The sequence below is a fragment of the Streptomyces sp. NPDC101776 genome, from assembly GCF_044766845.1.
GTDB lineage: Bacteria > Actinomycetota > Actinomycetes > Streptomycetales > Streptomycetaceae > Streptomyces.
The window spans coordinates 998,021-1,017,535 of sequence record NZ_JBIWMV010000001.1 but is presented as its reverse complement, the minus strand read 5'-3'; the positions used below and the strand labels follow the sequence as shown (position 1 = coordinate 1,017,535).

General features: G+C 71.3%; 18 protein-coding genes. 10 read left to right on the top strand and 8 right to left on the bottom strand.

Annotated features, from left to right (window positions below; translation table 11 throughout):
• Positions 1-99 precede the first annotated feature (99 nt).
• From egtA to ACIRRY_RS04375, 5 genes are all read left to right on the top strand, one after another.
• Positions 100-1,410 (top strand): ergothioneine biosynthesis glutamate--cysteine ligase EgtA, encoded by a 1,311-nt coding sequence (egtA, locus tag ACIRRY_RS04395; RefSeq protein WP_403967758.1) that lies wholly within the window; start codon positions 100-102, stop codon positions 1,408-1,410.
• Entirely contained in the window at positions 1,407-2,735 is a 1,329-nt protein-coding gene (gene egtB / locus ACIRRY_RS04390; RefSeq protein ID WP_403967756.1) for an ergothioneine biosynthesis protein EgtB, read from the top strand. Before egtA ends, egtB begins: the two co-directional genes overlap by 4 nt.
• Positions 2,735-3,508 carry an ergothioneine biosynthesis protein EgtC gene (egtC, locus tag ACIRRY_RS04385; RefSeq protein WP_403967754.1) on the top strand — a complete coding sequence of 258 codons (774 nt, stop codon included), beginning with the start codon at positions 2,735-2,737 and terminating at the stop codon, positions 3,506-3,508. The genes egtB and egtC overlap by 1 nt, the downstream gene beginning before the upstream one ends.
• Positions 3,505-4,467, top strand: coding sequence for an L-histidine N(alpha)-methyltransferase (egtD, locus tag ACIRRY_RS04380; RefSeq protein WP_403967752.1), 963 nt, complete (start codon positions 3,505-3,507; stop codon positions 4,465-4,467). The genes egtC and egtD overlap by 4 nt, the downstream gene beginning before the upstream one ends.
• Positions 4,468-4,561: 94 nt before the next feature.
• Positions 4,562-4,777, top strand: a complete 216-nt coding sequence (locus ACIRRY_RS04375; RefSeq protein WP_403967750.1) for a dodecin — start codon at positions 4,562-4,564, stop codon at positions 4,775-4,777.
• A gap of 21 nt (positions 4,778-4,798) precedes the next feature.
• On the opposite strand, the gene ACIRRY_RS04370 is transcribed toward ACIRRY_RS04375, so the two are convergent.
• On the bottom strand, positions 4,799-5,290 hold the full coding sequence (locus ACIRRY_RS04370; RefSeq protein WP_403967748.1) for a hypothetical protein: 492 nt from the start codon (positions 5,288-5,290) through the stop codon (positions 4,799-4,801).
• Between the two features lie 68 nt (positions 5,291-5,358).
• On the opposite strand from ACIRRY_RS04370, the gene ACIRRY_RS04365 reads away from it, so the two are divergent.
• The gene (locus ACIRRY_RS04365) at positions 5,359-5,784 is read left to right on the top strand and encodes a (2Fe-2S) ferredoxin domain-containing protein (protein WP_403967746.1); all 426 of its coding nucleotides are present in this window, start codon (positions 5,359-5,361) and stop codon (positions 5,782-5,784) included.
• A gap of 202 nt (positions 5,785-5,986) precedes the next feature.
• Positions 5,987-6,982 carry an LLM class flavin-dependent oxidoreductase gene (locus tag ACIRRY_RS04360; protein ID WP_403967744.1) on the top strand — a complete coding sequence of 332 codons (996 nt, stop codon included), beginning with the start codon at positions 5,987-5,989 and terminating at the stop codon, positions 6,980-6,982.
• Here ACIRRY_RS04360 and ACIRRY_RS04355 read toward each other — a convergent pair.
• Positions 6,972-7,994, bottom strand: a complete 1,023-nt coding sequence (locus ACIRRY_RS04355) for an alcohol dehydrogenase (RefSeq protein ID WP_403967742.1) — start codon at positions 7,992-7,994, stop codon at positions 6,972-6,974. The genes ACIRRY_RS04360 and ACIRRY_RS04355 overlap by 11 nt on opposite strands.
• A 217-nt stretch (positions 7,995-8,211) precedes the next feature.
• On the opposite strand from ACIRRY_RS04355, the gene ACIRRY_RS04350 reads away from it, so the two are divergent.
• Positions 8,212-10,578: an ATP-binding cassette domain-containing protein gene (locus ACIRRY_RS04350; RefSeq protein ID WP_403967740.1), complete on the top strand. Its 2,367-nt coding sequence runs from the start codon at positions 8,212-8,214 to the stop codon at positions 10,576-10,578.
• Between the two features lie 50 nt (positions 10,579-10,628).
• On the opposite strand, the gene ACIRRY_RS04345 is transcribed toward ACIRRY_RS04350, so the two are convergent.
• The 6 genes from ACIRRY_RS04345 to ACIRRY_RS04320 all read right to left on the bottom strand — a co-directional run bounded on the left by ACIRRY_RS04345 (position 10,629) and on the right by ACIRRY_RS04320 (position 17,249).
• Positions 10,629-11,798 (bottom strand): alanine--tRNA ligase-related protein, encoded by a 1,170-nt coding sequence (locus tag ACIRRY_RS04345; RefSeq protein ID WP_403967738.1) that lies wholly within the window; start codon positions 11,796-11,798, stop codon positions 10,629-10,631.
• Positions 11,799-11,916: 118 nt separating this feature from the next.
• Positions 11,917-12,852: a lysophospholipid acyltransferase family protein gene (locus ACIRRY_RS04340; protein ID WP_403967736.1), complete on the bottom strand. Its 936-nt coding sequence runs from the start codon at positions 12,850-12,852 to the stop codon at positions 11,917-11,919.
• Positions 12,852-13,625: a GNAT family N-acetyltransferase gene (locus ACIRRY_RS04335; RefSeq protein ID WP_403967734.1), complete on the bottom strand. Its 774-nt coding sequence runs from the start codon at positions 13,623-13,625 to the stop codon at positions 12,852-12,854. Before ACIRRY_RS04335 ends, ACIRRY_RS04340 begins: the two co-directional genes overlap by 1 nt.
• A gap of 252 nt (positions 13,626-13,877) precedes the next feature.
• A complete protein-coding gene (locus ACIRRY_RS04330; RefSeq protein WP_403967732.1) occupies positions 13,878-14,627 on the bottom strand; it encodes a succinate dehydrogenase/fumarate reductase iron-sulfur subunit in 750 nt (249 codons plus the stop codon).
• A complete protein-coding gene (locus tag ACIRRY_RS04325) occupies positions 14,624-16,576 on the bottom strand; it encodes a fumarate reductase/succinate dehydrogenase flavoprotein subunit (RefSeq protein WP_403967730.1) in 1,953 nt (650 codons plus the stop codon). Before ACIRRY_RS04325 ends, ACIRRY_RS04330 begins: the two co-directional genes overlap by 4 nt.
• 1 nt (position 16,577) lies before the next feature.
• On the bottom strand, positions 16,578-17,249 hold the full coding sequence (locus tag ACIRRY_RS04320) for a succinate dehydrogenase (protein ID WP_403968347.1): 672 nt from the start codon (positions 17,247-17,249) through the stop codon (positions 16,578-16,580).
• A 120-nt stretch (positions 17,250-17,369) separates the two neighbouring features.
• Between ACIRRY_RS04320 and ACIRRY_RS04315 the strand changes: the two genes are divergently transcribed.
• Together ACIRRY_RS04315 and ACIRRY_RS04310 are read left to right on the top strand one after the other, a co-directional pair.
• Positions 17,370-18,251 carry a LysR family transcriptional regulator gene (locus ACIRRY_RS04315; protein ID WP_403586405.1) on the top strand — a complete coding sequence of 294 codons (882 nt, stop codon included), beginning with the start codon at positions 17,370-17,372 and terminating at the stop codon, positions 18,249-18,251.
• A 40-nt stretch (positions 18,252-18,291) separates the two neighbouring features.
• Positions 18,292-19,506 carry a PQQ-binding-like beta-propeller repeat protein gene (locus tag ACIRRY_RS04310; RefSeq protein WP_403967728.1) on the top strand — a complete coding sequence of 405 codons (1,215 nt, stop codon included), beginning with the start codon at positions 18,292-18,294 and terminating at the stop codon, positions 19,504-19,506.
• Positions 19,507-19,515 lie beyond the last annotated feature (9 nt).

The following is a 19,515-nucleotide window of genomic DNA, read 5'->3' as shown; positions in this document are numbered from 1 at the left end:
TGCGACCAGCCGCGAGGGTCTTGGGTGGTACGAGTGTGCCGACCCGGGCCCAACCGAAACCGGGCCGGTGGCATGGTGGAATCTCAGGAGGATCCCGACATGTCCGATACGGCAAGTGACTGTAGCGACTGTACCGAGCCCGCTGTCGCGGTCACCGAACCCGAGGTGGAAGCCCTGGTCAGGGGCATCTGCTTCAAGACAGGTCCGCCCCGCACCCTCGGGGTCGAGGTGGAATGGCTCGTCCACGAGCTGCGCCTGCCGCAGCTCCCCGTGACACCCGAACGACTGCGAGCGGCCTACACCGCTCTGAAGACCGTGCCTCTGAGGTCGGCGCTCACCGTCGAGCCCGGCGGCCAGCTGGAACTCAGCTCGTCGCCCGCCGCCTCCCTGATGGAGTGCATCGGTTCCGTCTCCGAAGATCTCGACGCCGTCCGCGCCGTGCTGGGCCGCGACGGCCTGGGACTGGTCGGCGTCGGCCACGATCCCTGGCATCCCCCGCGCCGGTTCCTGCGCGAGCCGCGCTACGACGCCATGGAGCGCTGCCTCGACCGCACAGGCCCCGCGGGCCGCCGCATGATGTGCACATCGGCATCCGTGCAGGTGTGCCTGGACGCAGGTTACGAGGAGCCGGGTCCGCTCGGCCTCGGCCGGCGCTGGTGGCTCTCCCACCAACTGGGCGCGGTCCTGGTGGCCGCGTTCGCCAACTCCCCGCTGGTGGGCCGCAGTCCGACCGGGTGGCGCTCCACCCGGCAGCTGATCTGGATGGAGATCGGCTCCGGCCGGGCGGGCGGGCCGCCACTGGACACGGAGCCGCGCGATGCCTGGACCGACCACGTCCTGGACTCGCCGGTAATGTGCATACGCCAGGACGAAGGCCCGTGGGACGTCCCGGAGGAGCTGACCTTCCGGGAGTGGATCAGATCGGGGTCGCCGAGGCCGCCGACCCGCGCTGATCTCGACTACCACATCACGACCCTGTTCCCGCCGGTCAGACCGCGCGGTCATCTCGAACTGCGCATGATCGACGCGCAGCCCGGGGACGACGGCTGGATCGTGCCGCTGGCCGTGACGACGGCGCTGTTCGACGACCCGGAGGCCGCCGAGACCGCGTACCGGGCCGTGAAGCCGCTGGCCGAACGGACCCAGGGCCTGCCCGCGCCGCACAACCCGCTGTGGATCGACGCGGCCCGCTACGGCCTGTCCGACCCGGAGCTGCACGAGGTCGCCCTCGTCTGCTTCGCGACGGCGCTGGAGGCCCTGCCCCGGCTGGGTGCCACCGCCGGGGTCACGGACGCGGTCCGCGCGTACTTCGACCGCTATGTCGTCCGGGGCCGCTGCCCCGCCGACGATCTGCTCGACCGCGTGCGCGGCACGGACAGCCGCCCGCACGGGAAGGACATGCTCACATGACCGACGCCGACACCTCCGCCGACATCGATATCGAGGCGCTCCGGCAACGGGCGTTGACCACCCTCACCACGGCCCGGGACCGCACCACGCTCCTGACGAGCTGCGTGGACGAGCCCGAACTCACCGCCCAGCACTCGCCGTTGATGTCCCCGCTGGTCTGGGACCTCGCGCACATCGGCAACCAGGAAGAGCTGTGGCTGCTGCGGGCCGTCGGCGGCCGGGACGCGATGCGGCCCGACATCGACGGCCTCTACGACGCTTTCGAGCACCCGCGCTCCGAGCGCCCCTCGCTGCCGCTGCTGCCGCCCGAGGAGGCGCGGCGGTACGCGGCCGAGGTACGCGGCCGGGTGACGGACGTGCTGGAGAGCACCGCGTTCCGTGGAACGCGGCTGACCGAGCTGGGCTTCGCCTTCGGGATGGTCGCCCAGCACGAACAGCAGCACGACGAAACGATGTTGATCACCCATCAGCTCCGCACGGGGCCGCGGGCGTTGACGGCTCCGGACCCGGAACCGGTACCGCTGTTCACCGGTCCGGCCGAAGTCCTCGTCCCCGGCGGCCCGTTCACGATGGGCACCTCCACCGAGCCGTGGGCCCTGGACAACGAGAAGCCCGCGTACCGCCGCGAGGTGGCGTCCTTCCACATCGACACGACCCCGGTGACGAACGGCGCGTATCTCGCGTTCATCGAGGACGGCGGCTACGACGACCCGCGCTGGTGGACGAAGGAGGGCTGGGCGCACATCCGCCGCAACTCCGTTGTCGCACCGCTGTTCTGGCGCAAGGACGGCAAGCAGTGGCTGCGGCGTCACTTCGGCGTGACGGAGGCCGTGCCGCCCGACGAGCCCGTCCTGCACGTGTGCTGGTACGAGGCCGACGCCTACGCCCGCTGGGCCGGACGCCGGTTGCCCACCGAGGCCGAGTGGGAGAAGGCGGCCCGCCACGACCCGACGTCCGACCGGTCGATGCGCTACCCGTGGGGCGACGCCGACCCGGCACCCGAACACGCCAACCTCGGCCAGCGCCACCTGCGCCCGGCACCCGCGGGCAGCTATCCGGCGGGCGAATCACCGCTCGGCGTACGGCAGTTGATCGGCGACGTGTGGGAGTGGACGTCGAGCGACCTGCAGCCCTACCCGGGGTTCCAGGCGTTCCCGTACAAGGAGTACTCGGAGGTGTTCTTCGGCCCCGAGTACAAGGTGCTGCGGGGCGGTTCGTTCGCGGTGGACGAGGTGGCCTGCCGGGGCACGTTCCGCAACTGGGACTATCCGATCCGGCGGCAGATCTTCTCCGGCTTCCGCACCGCCCGCTCGGGGGCCGTCTGATGTGCCGTCATCTGGCGTACCTGGGACCCGAGGAGCCGCTGGGCCGGCTCCTCGTGGACCCGGCGCACAGCCTGTACCGCCAGTCCTGGGAGCCGCGTCGACAGCGGCACGGGACGGTCAACGCCGATGGTTTCGGGGTGGGTTGGTACGTCGAGGGCGACCCGGTACCGGGCCGCTACCGGCGGGCCGTACCCATCTGGGGCGACCAGTCCTTCGCCGACCTGGCCCGCGTGGTCCGCTCGGGGGCGGTGCTGGCCGCCGTACGGGACGCGACGTTCGCGGGCGCGGACGGGGAGGCCGCGGCGGCGCCGTTCGCCGCGGGCCCCTGGCTGTTCAGCCACAACGGAGCCGTCACCGGCTGGCCGCAGACGCTCGCCGCACTGGCCAGGCGCCTGCCGCCGGTGGACCTGTTGTCCCTGGAGGCCCGCTGCGACTCGGCGCTCGTCTGGGCGCTGATCCTGGGCCGGCTGCGTGCCGGTGACGAGGAGGGCCAGGCGCTGGCCGACACGGTGCTGGAGGTCGCCCACGCGGCGCCCGGCTCCCGCCTCAACCTCCTCCTCACCAATGGTGAGTCGATCGCCGCCACGGCCTGGGGCGACACCCTCTGGTACCTCTCGGAGCCCGGCCGCCGCACGGTCGTGGCCTCCGAGCCCTACGACGACGATCCGCGCTGGACGGAGGTCCCCGACCGCACCCTGCTCACCGCGACCCGCGCCGAGGTCCTCCTCACCCCCCTGAAAGACCTCGCACCACCGAAGGAGCCCCGCACGTGAGTCCGTTCCTTCTCACCCGCACCCTGCCCGAGGACGCCACCGACGCGGCCCTGCGAGCCGACGTCCTCCAGGGCCTCACCCGCACCCCGAAGACCCTCCCGCCGAAGTGGTTCTACGACGCCCACGGCAGCGAACTCTTCGAGCGGATCACCGAGTTGCCCGAGTACTACCCCACGCGCGCCGAGCGGGAGATCCTCGTCGACCGGGCCGGCGAGATCGCCGCCGCGACCGGCGCCCGCACGCTCGTCGAGCTGGGCTCCGGGTCCTCGGACAAGACACGCCACCTCCTCGACGCGTTCACCGGCCTGGCCGTGTACGTCCCGGTCGACGTCAGCGAGAGCGCGCTCACCCAGGCCGGGCACGCCCTCGTCGAGGAGCGGCCGGGGCTCGACGTGCACGCCCTGATCGCCGACTTCACCGGCGCCCTCACCCTGCCGGAGACTTCGGGTCCCCGGCTGCTGGCGTTCCTCGGCGGCACGATCGGCAACCTGCTCCCGGCGGAACGCGCCACGTTCTTCGCCGGTCTGCGCTCGCTGCTCTCCCCCGGGGACGCGCTGCTGCTCGGCACGGACCTGGTCAAGGACGAGCAGGTCCTGGTCAGGGCCTACGACGACGCGGCCGGGGTGACGGCCGCGTTCAACAAGAACGTCCTGACCGTGGTGGACCGCGAGCTGGGCGCCGACTTCGACACCGGCGCCTTCGACCACGTGGCCCTCTGGGACGCCGGCAACGAGTGGATCGAGATGCGGCTGCGGTCCCGCACCGACCAGACCGTGAAGATCCCGGCGCTCGATCTCGCCGTCGACTTCGCGGCCGGCGAGGAACTCCGCACCGAGATCTCGGCGAAGTTCCGCAAGAACGGCGTAGGGACCGAACTGGCGGCGGCCGGGCTGGAGTTGGCCCACTGGTGGACCGACCGGGAGGGCCGCTTCGCGCTGTCACTGAGCGTGGTGCGCTGACGGCGGGGTGACGGGCCGTCTCGCGCACCGCCGCACCTTGGGGCACGGTGGAGTGACGCGTGACGCGCCCGTCACGGCCGAGAGGAGTACCCGCATGTCCGATCACACGTACCGGGTCACCGAGATCGTCGGCACCTCTCACGAGGGCATCGACCAGGCCATCCGCAACGGCGTCGCCCGCGCCGCGCAGACCCTCCGCAGCCTCGACTGGTTCGAGGTGACGCAGGTCAGGGGCCAGATCGAGAACGGGCAGATCGAGCACTACCAGGTCGGTCTGAAGGTCGGCTTCCGCATCGAGGACGAGGACTGACAGCCGTAGGGCAGAGACTCCTCAGGTCCGGCCCTCCCCCTCCTGTGCCGCCTCCAGCGCGGCGGAGGGGGCGGTCCAGCGGGCCCGTACGACCCTGAACCCGGCGCGCTCGGCGTCGTCGCAGACCAACTCGTCGTCGTCCACGAGAACCCGGATGTCGCGGTCCCGGGCGAGCCGCTTGAGGACCTCCAGCTTGGTGCGCCGGGCGGGCCTGCGGTCGTCGTTGCGCCGCATGAGGACCCGCCCGTCGGGCAGCCCCTGCGCGGCGAGCCAGGCGAGCGTGTCGCGCCGGCAGCGCTCGGGCCGCCCGGTCAAATAGACGACCTCGCACTCCTTCGCGTACTCCAGCGCCAGAGCGACGCCCTCCGCGAGCGGCGGGTCCTGCGCGGCGGCACCGAAGAAGCCGTCCCAGTCGCGCGGCTTGTTCTCCAGGAACCGCTGCCGGTGCGCCGTGTCGGCAAGGGTGTTGTCGAGGTCGAACACGGCGAGTGGCCGCCTGCTGTCAGCTGTCACCGGGCCACCTTAGGCGGACAGCGGGACCCCCTTCGCACGCGCCGGAGCCGTGGCCTCATGCTTTTGGCATGTCTGCCGCCATTCCCGCTTCCCGAACCTTCCTGATCGGCGCCGCTCGCGAGCGCCCCTGCACCCTGGTGGTCTGCCGGGGCTGCTGCTGCGGCGACCCGCGCAAACACCCCGGCACCGACCACGCCTGGCAGCTCGAACGACTGCGGTCCGGCGCCGCCGAGCACGGTTTCGCCGTCCGTACGACGGACTGTCTGGGCCCCTGCGACCAGGCCAACGTGATCGTGGTCCAGCCGTCGGCCGCGGGGCGGCGGGCCGGTGGGCGGCCGACCTGGGTGGGGTTCGCGATGGACGACGACTGCACGGAGGAAGTGCTGGAGTGGGCGGCGGCGGGCGGACCGGGGCTCGCGGAGCCGCCGGTCACGCTGGAGATGCAGTTCATCGACCCGCCACGGGACGCACGGGTCCGGTCCCGGCGACGGTGACGGGCACGCGAGCGGGTGTCGTGGCCTTCCACCGGGCGCGGCGACGGCGGTGTGCTGTGGGGCATCTGCCGCTCGGGGACGGCCACGGGGTCAACGCCACCTCGTCCCTCGGCGGCCGGCGAGGGCGTACGCGCACGGGCTGCCGCGCGCCGAGGACCGACCGCCCCGGGAATGCCGCAGGCTCCCTCGCGTTGAACACGATGTGAGTTCCGTGATCGCCTCGACCCCCTTCTCCGTCCTCGACCGCTCCCGCACCCGCGAGGGGCACCCGCCCGCCGAGGCGCTGCGTGACACCGTGCGGCTGGCGCGGGAGGCCGAGGAGCTGGGTTATCACCGGTTCTGGGTGTCGGAGCACCACGGCGTGCCCGGGGTCGCCGGTTCCGCGCCGACCGTGCTGGCCGCCGCCGTCGCCTCGGCCACCCGGACCATCCGGGTCGGCACGGGCGGGGTGATGCTGCCCAACCACCAACCCCTGGTCGTGGCCGAGCAGTTCGGGGTCCTGGAGTCGCTGTTCCCCGGCCGGATCGACATGGGACTCGGCCGCTCGGTCGGCTTCACCGACGGCGTGCGCAAGGCGCTGGGCCGTGACAAGGACGACGCCGACGACTTCGCCGGACAGCTCGACGAACTCATCGGCTGGTTCCGGGGCACCTCGCCCACCGGCGCGCACGCGCGCCCCTCCGAGGGCCTGAGCGTCCCGCCCTTCGTGCTCGCGATGGGCGAGGGCGCCGACATCGCCGCCCGGGCGGGCCTGCCGATGGTGATCGGCGACCTCCGCGACCGGGACAAGATGCGGCGCGGCATCGACCACTACCGCGCCCGCTTCCGCCCCTCCCCCTGGACCGCCGAGCCGTATGTCGTCATCTCGGGCACGATCGCCGTGGCCGCGACCCCCGAGGCGGCCCGTCGGCTCCTCGTCCCGGAGGCCTGGTCGATGGCGTACTCGCGCACCCACGGCACGTTCCCGCCGCTGCCGCCCGCCGAGCGTGTGGAGCAACTGGCCATGACCGAACGGGAGTTCGGCTTCTACGAGTCCGGGCTCACCGGACAGCTCGCGGGCACCGAGGAACAGGTGGCCCACGAGCTGGAGACGGTCCTGAAGGAGACGGCGGCCGACGAGGTCCTCGTCACCACCAGCACCTACGACCGCGAGGCCCTGCTGGACTCCTACCGGCGGCTCGCCTCACTCATGGGGTGAGCACCATCCGGAAGCGCGCGGCTCCGGACAGCATCCGCCGATAAGCCTCGCCCGCCTGATCCAGGGGCACGGTCTCCACCATCGGGCGGATGCCGTGCAGGGCGCTGAAGTCCAGAGTGTCCTGCACGTCCTGCGCGGTGCCGGACGGGTGACCCCGAACCACCTTGGCGCTCATGAGCAGTTGGAGCGGACTGATCCCCAACGGCGCGGTGTCCGCCCCGACGACGACCAGCTCGCCGCGGTGCCTCAGCCCTTCCACGGTCGCCGTGGCGGCATCGGCGTTGCCCGCCGTGGCGAGGACCACCTTGGCACCGCCCAACGCCCGCAGCGCCTCCGCGACTTCGGTGTCCGCCGTGCTGTCGACGTAGTGGTGCGCGCCCAACTGCTTGGCGAAGTCGGCCTTTTCGGCTCCGCGCGCGATCGCCACGGTCTCGAATCCCATGGCGACCGCGTACTGCACGCCCAGGTGCCCGAGACCGCCGAGTCCGAGTACGGCCACCAGGTCGCCCGGCCCGGCCGAACTGCGCCGCAGCCCGTTGAACGTGGTCACGCCCGCACACCCCATCGGCGCGGCGGCACTCGCGGGCAGCCCCTCGGGGATCCGGGCGAGCGCGTCGACCGGCGCCACGGTCATCTCCGCGAAGCCTCCGTCGTACGCCCAGCCGGGCACCTTGAGGTTCTCGCAGACGATGAAGTCGCCCTGCCTGCACGGGGTGCAGTAGCCACAGCTGCCGCCGAACCAGCCGACGGCCACCCGGTCGCCGACCCGCCAGCCCCGGTCCGAGGCGCCCTCGCCGAGCGCGTCGATGTGCCCGGCGATCTCGTGCCCGGTGACCAGCGGGAACTGCACTCCCGGCACTCCGGCGTCCACGAAGAAGGTGTCGCTGTGGCAGATCCCGCAGGCTTCCACGGCGATCCGCACATGGCCCGGGCCGGGCTCCGGCACGTCCCGCTCGACGATCGCGAACTCGCCGCCGGCGGCGCTCACTTGCGCGACTCGATAACTGGTCATACCTGTCTCCCAGAGGGGTGCGAACGCGGCCCAGCCCGTGCTCGGCCGCTCGGCTGACCCAGATCTCGATCGTGCGGTCGGCCGCGTCGACCCGGGCCCGGCGGCGGCGGTCGGCATCCGTGCCTTCCAACGTGGCACAGCGCGGCCACCCCCGCACCTCCGCACCCCCGCAGCTCACCGGGCGGCACGCGGCGGGCTCGCATAGACTCGCCAGGTCATGCACAGCCCCCGCGAGCCCTACGTCCCCGACCCCTACGTCCGTGTCCGCGACGCCCGCGAGCACAACCTCCAGGGCGTCGACGTCGACATCCCGCGGGATGTGTTGACCGTGTTCACAGGCGTCTCCGGCTCCGGGAAGTCGTCCCTCGCCTTCGGCACGATCTACGCGGAGGCCCAGCGCCGCTACTTCGAGTCGGTGGCCCCGTACGCCCGCAGGCTGATCCACCAGGTCGGTGCCCCGAAGGTCGGCGAGATCACCGGCCTTCCGCCCGCCGTGTCGCTCCAGCAACGCCGCTCGACCCCCACGTCCCGTTCCTCGGTGGGCACGGTCACCAACCTCTCCAATTCACTCCGGATGCTGTTCTCCCGCGCCGGCGACTACCCGCCCGGGGCCGAGCGCCTCGACTCGGACGCCTTCTCCCCGAACACGGCGGCGGGCGCGTGCCCCGAGTGTCACGGCCTCGGCCGGGTGCACCGGACGACCGAGGAGTCCCTGGTCCCCGACCCCTCCCTGTCGATCCGCGAGGGCGCGATCGCCGCGTGGCCGGGCGCCTGGCAGGGCAAGAACCTGCGCGACATCCTCGACACCCTCGGCCACGACGTGGACGTTCCCTGGCGCGAACTCCCCGCCGAAGAGCGCGAGTGGATCCTCTTCACGGACGAACAGCCGGTGGTCACGGTCCACCCGGTACGGGATGCCGACCGCATCCAACGCCCGTACCAGGGCACGTACATGAGTGCCCGCCGCTACGTCATGAAGACCTTCTCCGACACGAAGAGCCCGACCCTGCGGACCAAGGCCGAACGCTTCCTGACCAGTACCCCCTGCCCGGTGTGCGGTGGCAGCAGACTACGAGCCGAGTCCCTCTCGGTCACCGTCGCGGGCCGCACGATCGCCGACCTGGCCGCACTCCCGCTGGCGGAGCTCGCGGGCACGCTGGGCGGCACCTCGGAGGCGGCCCGCGTCCTGACCGAGGACCTCACCTCCCGGATCGCCCCCATCCTCGAACTGGGCCTCGGCTACCTCAGCCTGGACCGCGCGACCCCCACCCTCTCGGCGGGCGAACTCCAACGCCTGCGCCTGGCGACCCAGTTGAGGTCCGGCCTCTTCGGCGTCGTCTACGTCCTCGACGAACCGTCCGCTGGCCTGCACCCCGCCGACACCAGGGCCCTGCTCACGGTGCTGGACCGGCTCAGGTCGGCGGGCAACTCGGTGTTCGTGGTGGAGCACCACCTGGACGTCATGCGCGCCGCCGACTGGCTGGTGGACGTGGGCCCGCTGGCCGGCGAGCACGGCGGGCGGATCCTGCACAGCGGACCGGTGGCCGGGCTGGCGACGGTGACGGAGTCGGCGACGGCCCGCTTCCTCTTCGACCGCTCCCCCACCCCGACCCGCGAAGTCCGTTCACCGCGCGGCGAGTTGAAGGTGGGTCCGGTGACCCGGCACAACCTGCGGGACGTGACGGCCGAGTTCCCCCTCGGTGTCTTCACGGCGGTCACCGGCGTCTCGGGCTCGGGCAAGTCCACGCTCATCGGCGAGATCACCGAGGAACTGCCGGGCGTGGGGCGCCTGGTGTCGGTCGACCAGAAACCCATCGGCCGCACCCCGCGCTCGAACCTCGCCACCTACACCGGCCTCTTCGACGTCGTCCGCAAGGTCTTCGCGAGCACCGACGAGGCACGCCAACGGGGTTACGGCGTAGGCCGGTTCTCCTTCAACGTGCCGGGAGGCCGCTGCGAGACCTGCCAGGGCGAAGGATTCGTGAGCGTCGAGCTGCTCTTCCTCCCGAGCACCTACGCCCCCTGCCCGGACTGCGGCGGGGCGCGCTACAACCCCGAGACCCTCCAAGTGACGTACCGGGGAAGGAACATCGCGCAGATCCTCGACCTGACGGTGGAGAGCGCGGCGGACTTCTTCGCGGACACGGACACCCCGGCCGTGTCCCGCAGCCTCACCACCCTCCTGGACGTGGGCCTCGGCTACCTGCACCTGGGCAGGCCCGCCACCGAGTTGTCCGGCGGCGAGGCCCAACGCATCAAACTGGCCACCGAGTTGCAACGCGCCCACCGCACCCACACCCTCTACCTCCTCGACGAACCCACCACCGGCCTCCACCCGGCCGACGTCGAGGTCCTCCTCGGCCAACTTCACGGCCTGGTCGACTCCGGCCACACAGTGGTGGTGGTCGAGCACGACATGGCGGTGGTGGCGGGCGCGGACTGGGTGATCGACATGGGTCCGGGTGGAGGGGAGGAGGGCGGCAGGATCGTGGCAACGGGCCCGCCGAGGGATGTAGCGAGGGCGGCAGGGAGCGCGACAGCGCCCTATCTGGCAAGCGCGCTCGGCTGGTTGCCCTGTTTTTAGGGGGCGCGGGGAACTGCGCGACCAGCGACAGCGCGCCCGCACCCAACCGACTACCTGTCTTCCATCAACCCGGCGACCATTTCACGGGGCAGCCCATGCGTGTCATGGAGATACCCGTAGTCCTCCTCGGTCAACGCCCCCTGAAACCGCGGCCGGGACAACACCCTCCGCCCCCGCTCAAGAAGCCGCCCGAACCGCCGCTCCTCGTCGAGAAGAACATCCCGCACAATCCCGGCCCCCAGAGACTGCCGAAAATGATCCAACGTGTGCTCGACAAGCCCGACCGGCAGATCGCCCACCGTCCGCGAAGGATCATCCCGCCGCAGCACCGTGAGCAACCGCCGCACCAGCCGCCGTAGAACATACCCACGCCCGGTGTTGGAAGGCCGCACCCCGTCCCCCACGACCACGACACTCGACCGCAGATGATCACAGACCACCCGCGTCGACTGCTCGTCCAGATCCCACAGCGGCGGAACCGTCCTCATCCACGGCTCGAACAGATCCGTCTCGTAGACCGACCGCCGCCCCTGAAGGACGGACACGAGCCGCTCCAGCCCCATGCCCGTGTCGACGTTGACCTGTCGCAGCGGCACGAGCCCGCCGTCCTCGCCCCGTTCGTACCGCATGTGCACGTGGTTCCAGATCTCCACCCAGCGGGAGTCGGTGGTCGGGCGGCCCTCCGGTGGGCCGTCGCCGGTCCAGAAGAAGATCTCGGAGTCGGGGCCGCAGGGGCCGACGGTGCCGTTGGACCACCAGTTCTCGTCCCGGGTCGACTCCAGCGGCAGGCCCAACTCCCGCCAGGTGCGCAGGGATTCGAGGTCGGGGCCGACCTGTTCGTCGCCGCCGAAGACGGTGACGTACAACTTCTCGCTCGGGATGCCGAAGCCGTCCCGCAGGAGTTCGTGGCCCCAGCGCAGGCTCTGCGGGTGGTCGTAGTCGCCGAGCGACCACGAGCCGAGCATCTCGAACACGGTCAGGTGGGTGACGTCGCCGATCTCGTCGAGGTCGGTGGTGCGCAGACAGCGTTGGACGTTGACCAGGCGTCGTCCCTGTGGATGGGGACGGCCCTGGAGGTACGGCGTGAGGGGGTGCATGCCGGAGGTGGTGAAGAGGACCGGGTCCGAGGGCGGTGGCAGGAGGGTGCTGCCGGTGATCAACTCGTGCCCGCGTTCGCGGTAGAAGTCGAGGAAGGTGCGGACGGTGTCGTCGGTGTTCATCGCGGTGAGTCCTTCAGGTCGGTGGGGACCGGAAAGGAACCGCGGGGAGACCTGCGAAGAGGCTGGGAACGACACGTCCCGGCGGTCCGTTTCCGGCCGCCGGGAGAGGTCTGTGAGGTCAGGCGTCGGCAGCCGGCGAGCTGGTCGCTCGCGCGGTCGCGGTGCCGGTGTGCCTGATGATCCTCATGGACGCAACGCTAACAGGACGCCTCCGCGCCGTCCTGCGGATTTTCCGCGGGGCCTGCGTCACCGAGGTGCAGTGGTCCTGGTGCCGGGGCTGAGCGGTCACCCCGGACTGTGCCGCGTGGGCGAGGGAGCGGCGGTCGGGGTGGCTGCCGGGCGCGATGGTCTCGCCCACCTCGACCTCGGCGACCAGACCGCGCGTCGACACCACCCGCCACACCGAGGTGAGCAGGGAGTCGCTGCCGACGAAGGCGGGGGCCGTGCTGGCGGTGCCGCCGTCGGTGAGGTAGTGCAGGCCGACGGGCTGGACGGGTACTCCGGCGTCGAGCGCGGCCTGGAAGACGGCCCGTCGGAAGTGGCCCTGGGCCCGGCCGCACCAGGTGCTGCCCTCGGGGAAGACGGCGACCGCTCCCCCGGCGCGCAGGGCACCCGCGATGGAGGCGACCGTCTCGGGGAGTGCGCGCAGCCGGTCGCGGTCGATGAACAGGGCGCCGCTGCCCGCGGTGAGCGTGCCGGCGACGGGCCAGTGCCTGATCTCGGCCTTGGCCAGCATGCGGGCGGGGCGTACGGCGGCCAGCAGCGGGATGTCCAGCCACGAGATGTGGTTGGCGACCAGCAGCAGACCGCCGGTGGACGTGGTGGTGCCGGTGATGCGGAGCCGGATGCCGGCGGACCGGACGATCGTCCGGCACCACCAGCGCACCGCGCGGGCGGGGATCCGGCTGCCGACGGGGGTGAGTGCGGCCCCGACGGCCACCACGGCCAGGACGGTCACGAAGCGCAGCACGGCGCGCGGTACGGCCGTGACGGACCCCTTCGACTCGATGCACGTCCTGGGGGTGCAGGGCGCGCTGGGCAGCCAGACGCTCATCACGCCGGGACGAGTGAGAGGAAGTGCCGCAGATAGCGCGGGTTGACCCGGCGCATCGACAGCAGCACGTACAGGTCGGCGACCCCGAAGTCCGGGTCGTGGGCGGGCTCGCCGCAGACCCAGGCGCCGAGGCGGACGTATCCGCGCAGCAGCGGCGGGAGTTCGACGCGTCCGGCGGGGCGGGTCACGCCGTCGGCGCTCCAGGGCAGCAGCGGGCGTACCCGGAACTCCTCGGGGGCGAGGTGCTTGGCGCCGACCCGGTCCCAGGTGCCGGCGGCGAGGGCGCCGCCGTCGGCCAGCGGGATGGAGCAGCAGCCGGCGAGCCAGTCGTGGCCGCGGTCCACCATGTAGCGGGCTATGCCGGCCCAGATGAGGCCGATGACCGCGCCGTCGCGGTGGTCGGGGTGGACGCAGGAGCGGCCGACCTCGACGAGGCCGGGGCGGATGCCGTCGAGGGGGGCGAGGTCGAACTCGCTCTCCGAGTAGAGCCGTCCGGCGACCGCGGCCCGCTCGGGCGGCAGCAGCCGGTAGGTGCCGACCACCTGCCCGGTGACCGTGTCGCGGACGAGGAGGTGGTCGCAGTAGGCGTCGAAGGCGTCGACGTCCAGGCCGGGTTCCGGGCTGGACAGGTGGGCGCCCATCTCCCCGGCGAAGACGTCGTGCCGCAGCCGCTGCGCGGCACGTACATCGTCCTCGTCTCGGGCGAGCGTGACGGTGTAGCGGGTCGGCGCGGCGGGCTGCGAGGGACGGTCGAGGGTGGAAACGCCGGTCATGGCTCTCCCTGATCACGGGCCGGGGACGGCGGAGGAACAAGCTGGCCGGTTCCGTAAGTCCAGCCGCACTAGTTCTTCCTATGCCGGGCGTCCTGCGCGTGACCTGTGCCCGGAGCCGGGATGTGGGGTTGTTGAACGGCGTCCGCGTGCTCCGGTGCTTGGCGGGGCCGGGGATGAGCACCACTCCCGGCCCCGCCCGTCCGCGTCTTGTCGGCGAACGTTCTTGTCCCTCAAGGGAGTTCGTGGGGGTGTTCAGCGCTTGGCGACCTTGCGGGTCGCCCGCAGCCACTCCTTGTTCATGCTCGTGATGGACACCAGCGGGATGCCCTTCGGGCAGGCGGTGGCGCACTCGCCGGCCAGGGTGCAGCCGCCGAAGCCCTCGTCGTCCATCTGCGTGACCATGTCGAGGACACGGGTCTCGCGCTCGGGGGCGCCCTGCGGGAGGACGCCCAGGTGGTTGATCTTGGCGGAGGTGAACAGCATCGCCGCGCCGTTCGGGCACGCGGCCACGCATGCCCCGCAGCCGATGCACTCGGCGTGCTCGAAGGCGAAGTCGGCGTCCGGTTTGGGCACGGCGGTGGCGTGTGCCTCGGGGGCCGCGCCGGTCGGGGCGGTGATGTATCCGCCCGCCTGGATGATCCGGTCGAAGGCCGAGCGGTCCACGACGAGGTCCTTGACGACCGGGAAGGCCGAGGCGCGCCACGGCTCGATGTCGATCGTGTCGCCGTCCTCGAAGGACCGCATGTGGAGCTGACAGGTGGTGGTGCGTTCGGGGCCGTGCGCGTCGCCGTTGATGACGAGCGAGCAGGCGCCGCAGATGCCTTCGCGGCAGTCGTGGTCGAAGGCGACCGGGTCGTCACCCTTGAGGATGAGCTCCTCGTTGAGGGTGTCGAGCATCTCCAGGAACGACATGTCCGTGGAGATTCCGTCCACTTGATAGGTGGACATGGCGCCTTCGGCGTCGGCGTTCTTCTGCCGCCAGACGCGCAGGGTGAGCTTCATGCGTAGCTCCGCTGAGTGGGGTGGACGTACTCGAAGACGAGGTCTTCCTTGTGCAGTACGGGAGTTGAACCGGTGCCGGTGAACTCCCAGGCGGCCGCGTAGCCGAACTCCTCGTCCCTGCGCGCCGCTTCGCCGTCCGGGGTCTGCGACTCCTCGCGGAAGTGGCCGCCGCAGGACTCGGCGCGGTTCAGTGCGTCGAGGCACATCAGCTCGGCGAGTTCGAGGTAGTCGACGACGCGGTTGGCCTTCTCCAGCGACTGGTTGAACTCCTCGCCGGTGCCCGGGACCTTGATCCGCCGCCAGAACTCCTCGCGGATCTGCGGGATGCGCTCCAGCGCCTTGCGCAGTCCGCTGTCGGTGCGGGCCATTCCGCAGAACTCCCACATGAGTTCGCCGAGTTCACGGTGGAAGGAGTCGGGGGTACGGTCGCCGTCCACCGCGAGCAGCAGGTTGAGGCGGTCCTCGGTCTCGGCCAACACCTCCTGTACGGCCGGGTGCTGGATGCCGATCTCCTCGTGTCCGGGGTGCCGGGCGAGGTAGTCGTTGATGGTCGCCGGGAGCACGAAGTAGCCGTCGGCGAGGCCCTGCATCAGCGCGGAGGCGCCGAGGCGGTTGGCGCCGTGGTCGGAGAAGTTGGCCTCGCCGATCGCGAACAGGCCGGGGATGGTGGTCTGGAGGTCGTAGTCGACCCAGAGGCCGCCCATCGTGTAGTGCACGGCGGGGTAGATCCGCATGGGGACCGTGTACGGGTCCTCGGCGGTGATCCGGGCGTACATGTCGAAGAGGTTGCCGTACTTCTCCTCGACGGCCTTGCGGCCCAACCGCCGTGTGGCGTCGGCGAAGTCGAGGTAGACGCCCTGCCCGCCGGGGCCGACGCCCCTGCCTTCGTCGCACACGTTCTTCGCGGCGCGGGAGGCGATGTCGCGGGGCACGAGGTTGCCGAAGGCCGGGTAGATGCGCTCCAGGTAGTAGTCGCGCTCGTCCTCGGGGATCTGGTTCGGCGGGCGTTCGTCGCCCTTGGCCTTCGGCACCCAGATCCGGCCGTCGTTGCGCAGCGACTCGCTCATCAGGGTGAGCTTGGACTGGTGCTCGCCGGTGCGCGGGATGCAGGTCGGATGGATCTGCGTGAAGCACGGGTTGGCGAAGAGCGCGCCGCGCCGGTGGGCCCGCCAGATCGCGGTGGCGTTGGAGTTCATGGCGTTCGTCGACAGGTAGAAGACATTGCCGTAGCCGCCGCTGGCGAGCACGACGGCGTCCGCGAAGTACGTGTCGATACGGCCGCTGATCAGATCGCGCGCGACGATCCCGCGCGCTTTCCCGTCGATGACGATCAGGTCGAGCATCTCGGTGCGCGGGTGCATCTCGATGGTGCCGGCGGCGATCTGCCGGGACAGCGCCTGATAGGCGCCGAGCAGGAGTTGCTGCCCGGTCTGGCCGCGGGCGTAGAACGTCCGGGACACCTGCACACCGCCGAAGGAGCGGGTGTCGAGGAGGCCGCCGTACTCGCGGGCGAAGGGCACGCCCTGCGCGACGCACTGGTCGATGATCTCGACGGAGATCTGCGCGAGACGGTGGACGTTGGACTCGCGGGCCCTGAAGTCGCCGCCCTTGACGGTGTCGTAGAAGAGGCGGTGGACGGAGTCGCCGTCGTTGCGGTAGTTCTTCGCCGCGTTGATGCCGCCCTGGGCGGCGATCGAGTGGGCGCGGCGCGGGGAGTCCTGGTAGCAGAACTGGACCACGTGGTAGCCCTGTTCGGCGAGGGTGGCGCCCGCCGCGCCGCCCGCGAGGCCGGTGCCGACGACGATCACCGTGTGTTTGCGCCGGTTGGCCGGGTTGACAAGTTTCGCCTCGAAACGGCGGGTGTCCCAGCGCTCGTTGATGGGGCCGGTCGGGGACTTGGTGTCGGTGACGGGTTCCCCGGTCGTGAAGTCCGCGTATTCAAGGGCCATTTCAGCTCACCACTCCGGTCATGACGCCCACGGGCACGGCGATGAAGCCGGCGGTGAGCAGCAGCGCGAGGACATTGGCGGTCGTCTTCAGGGCGCGGTCGCGGCTGCGGCTGCCCGCGCCGAGGGTCTGGGCCGCGCTCCAGAAGCCGTGCCGGACGTGCAGGCCGAGGGCGAGCATCGCGACGATGTAGATGGTGTCGCCGTACCAGGTGGAGAAGGTGTCCACGACGTTCTGGTACGGGTGGCCCTCCTGGAAGCCGCCGGAGTGCACGGTGCCGGTCGTCAGGTCGAGGATGTGCCAGACGATGAACAGGGCGAGGATGATCCCGCCCCAGCGCATGGTGCGGGTGGCGTAGGTCGCCCGGGGTTTCTTGTGCACGTACTTGCTGGGGCGCGCCCTGATGTCGCGGCGGCTGAGCTGGTACGCGGAGACGGCGTGGGCGACCACGGCGACGACGAGGCCGATCCGGATCAGCCAGAGCGTCCACTCGTAGTGCATGAAGGGCTCGCCGACGGTGCGCAGCCAGTGGGCGTAGTGGTTGAACTCCCCCGCGCCGAAGAAGATCTTCAGGTTGCCGATCATGTGGACGACCAGGTACAGCAGCATGATCAGGCCGCTGACCGCCATCACTGCCTTCTTGCCGACGGAGCTGTCCCACACCGTGCGCGCCATCGACGGCCGTCGGTCCGTCCGCGTTGCCAGAGCCATGTCCAAGGACGTTAGGCGCCGACAGGTCGATCGGTCCAAGACATGATCTGCCTGGATTCCATAGGCTACGGCTATCGTGGGTGTATGCAGTTCCAGCAGCTCCAGTACTTCGTGGCCGTCGCCGAGACCCGGCACTTCACCCGGGCCGCCGATCTCGTCCATGTCGCGCAGCCCTCGCTGTCCCAGCAGATCAAGGCGCTGGAGCGGGAGTTGGGCGCGGATCTGTTCCTGCGGGCGCGGGGCAACATCACGCTCACCGACGCCGGCGAGGCGCTGCTGCCGCTGGCCCGGCGCATCCTGGCGGACGCGGACACGGCCCGGCACGAGGTCCTCGAACTGGTCCAACTGCGCAGCGGCCGGATCAGGCTGGGGGCGACCCCGAGTCTGTGCACTGGTCTGCTGCCGGATGTGCTGCGCGCCTTCCACGACCGCTATCCGGGCATCCGGCTGCTGATCGAGGAGGGCGGTTCGCACGATCTCGTACGCGAACTCGCGCGCGGCGCCCTGGACCTGGCCCTGGTGGTCCTGCCGCTGCCCACCCCGTCACCGGCGCTGACGACGGTGGAGCTGCTGCGCGAGGACCTGGTGGTCGTGTCGTCACCGGAGGCGCCGGTGCCGGGGCGTGGGCGGACGGTGCGGATCGCCGATCTGGAGGGCGAGCGTCTGGTGATGTTCCGGCACGGCTACGACCTGCGGGAACTGACCGTCGCCGCGTGCCGCGCCGAGGGCTTCGAACCCGACTTCGCGGTGGAGGGCGGCGAGATGGACGCCGTGCTCGGCTTCGTGCGGGCGGGGCTCGGCGTGGCCGTCGTACCGCGCATGGTGGCGACGAAGTCGGGGCGGGGGCTGCGGGTGACCCCGCTGGCGCGGCCCGGGCTGCACCGGACGATCGCACTCGCGCATCGCAGCGATGTGGCTCCGCCGCGGGCGGCGAGGGAGTTGCAGCGGATGCTGCTGGAACGTTGATCGCCCGTAGGATGTCGGTTTCTCGAACGGGGGTCCGGAATTGGGACGGATACGACTGGTCGGAGCGGCATTCGTCGGGCTGCTGATCGCGGGTTGCGCGGGCACGGGGAACACGCCTTCCGACGGCTCGGGGCGTACGACGGTCTCGGCGGCCGGAGCTTCCTCCGCCGCGCACTCCGGTACGTGGCGTGCCTGGACCATCGCCAACTCCGCTCAGGAGGGCCTCTGCCAGGCGACCGCGCATCAGCTCGTGTGCGGGACGCGCTCCGGCGGACTCCTGGGTCGGTCCCGGGACACCGGCAAGGTCACGTGGAGCGTCCCCGTGACCGGCAGTGTCAAGAAGCCCGTGCTCGTCGTCGACGCCGCCGACGAGCGGGCCGTGGCCGGCGGCGGTGAGATCCTGCGCGCCGCGAATCTGCGCACGGGCAAGGCAGCCTGGACCCACCGGCTGGCCGACGGCAGCACCTCCGCCGCCATCGGCGCGGCGGACGGAACCGTCTACGCCCTCGAAGCCCTGGCCGAGCCCTCCGAGGACGTCGTCCTGCGCGCCTTCCGAGCGTCCGACGGCAGGCAACTGTGGCATCGCACCGTCGACGCGGATCCGTACGGGAACATGGCGGCCTTCGGCGGTCGCGTCTACGTCACCGACGGCGCTCGGGTCACCGCCCGCGACGCCCGCACGGGCGCGGCTGTGGCGACCAGCCCGCGCGCCACCGAGTGCCCGAACCTCGTCTCCGGCGGCGCCTACCTGGTGTGCACCGGCAGTCCGTACTCCGCCATGGACTACTTCCCGCCGTTGCAGCGCCTGGACGCGGTCTCGCTGAAGCCCCTGCCGACCGCCGAGGGCACCGGCATGCTGCCCGCACGCGGTCTGATCTCGGCCGACGGTGTGCTGATGCTGTTCGAGACCAGCGCGGAGGACCCGGGCGGCGGTGACTGGAACGCGTACGACCTCGTCCGGCACCGCAAGCTCTGGAGCTATCCCACCACCACGTACCAGGCGGGCGTCGTCGGTGGACGGTTCGTGACCTTCACCCCGGAGAACGACAAGCCCACCAAGGGACGTGTGATCACGATCGACCTGCGCGAGGGCCCGCGGGCGACCGGATCCGCCGCGCCGCGCATGTCCCCGGCGTATCCGCAGGCACGGGGCGGCGAACATCCCGGACTCGTCGTGCCGTTGGGCGGCGACGCGGGCCACATAGTGATCCAGGCCGCCGCGCATCGCTCCCTGCGCTCGGTTCCTCTCCCCTGAGTCCTCGCC

Bases quoted from the DNA above. Each gene is read 5' to 3' on its own strand.
- ACIRRY_RS04335 (WP_403967734.1), bottom strand. From the start codon at position 13,625: ATGACCGGCGTTTCCACCCTCGACCGTCCCTCGCAGCCCGCCGCGCCG.
- ACIRRY_RS04330 (WP_403967732.1), bottom strand. From the start codon at position 14,627: ATGAAGCTCACCCTGCGCGTCTGGCGGCAGAAGAACGCCGACGCCGAA.
- ACIRRY_RS04325 (WP_403967730.1), bottom strand. From the start codon at position 16,576: ATGGCCCTTGAATACGCGGACTTCACGACCGGGGAACCCGTCACCGAC.
- ACIRRY_RS04355 (WP_403967742.1), bottom strand. From the start codon at position 7,994: ATGACCAGTTATCGAGTCGCGCAAGTGAGCGCCGCCGGCGGCGAGTTC.
- ACIRRY_RS04340 (WP_403967736.1), bottom strand. From the start codon at position 12,852: ATGAGCGTCTGGCTGCCCAGCGCGCCCTGCACCCCCAGGACGTGCATC.
- ACIRRY_RS04375 (WP_403967750.1), top strand. From the start codon at position 4,562: ATGTCCGATCACACGTACCGGGTCACCGAGATCGTCGGCACCTCTCAC.
- egtC (WP_403967754.1), top strand. From the start codon at position 2,735: ATGTGCCGTCATCTGGCGTACCTGGGACCCGAGGAGCCGCTGGGCCGG.
- ACIRRY_RS04315 (WP_403586405.1), top strand. From the start codon at position 17,370: ATGCAGTTCCAGCAGCTCCAGTACTTCGTGGCCGTCGCCGAGACCCGG.
- ACIRRY_RS04365 (WP_403967746.1), top strand. From the start codon at position 5,359: ATGTCTGCCGCCATTCCCGCTTCCCGAACCTTCCTGATCGGCGCCGCT.
- ACIRRY_RS04320 (WP_403968347.1), bottom strand. From the start codon at position 17,249: ATGGCGCGCACGGTGTGGGACAGCTCCGTCGGCAAGAAGGCAGTGATG.
- egtB (WP_403967756.1), top strand. From the start codon at position 1,407: ATGACCGACGCCGACACCTCCGCCGACATCGATATCGAGGCGCTCCGG.
- ACIRRY_RS04350 (WP_403967740.1), top strand. From the start codon at position 8,212: ATGCACAGCCCCCGCGAGCCCTACGTCCCCGACCCCTACGTCCGTGTC.
- ACIRRY_RS04345 (WP_403967738.1), bottom strand. From the start codon at position 11,798: ATGAACACCGACGACACCGTCCGCACCTTCCTCGACTTCTACCGCGAA.
- egtA (WP_403967758.1), top strand. From the start codon at position 100: ATGTCCGATACGGCAAGTGACTGTAGCGACTGTACCGAGCCCGCTGTC.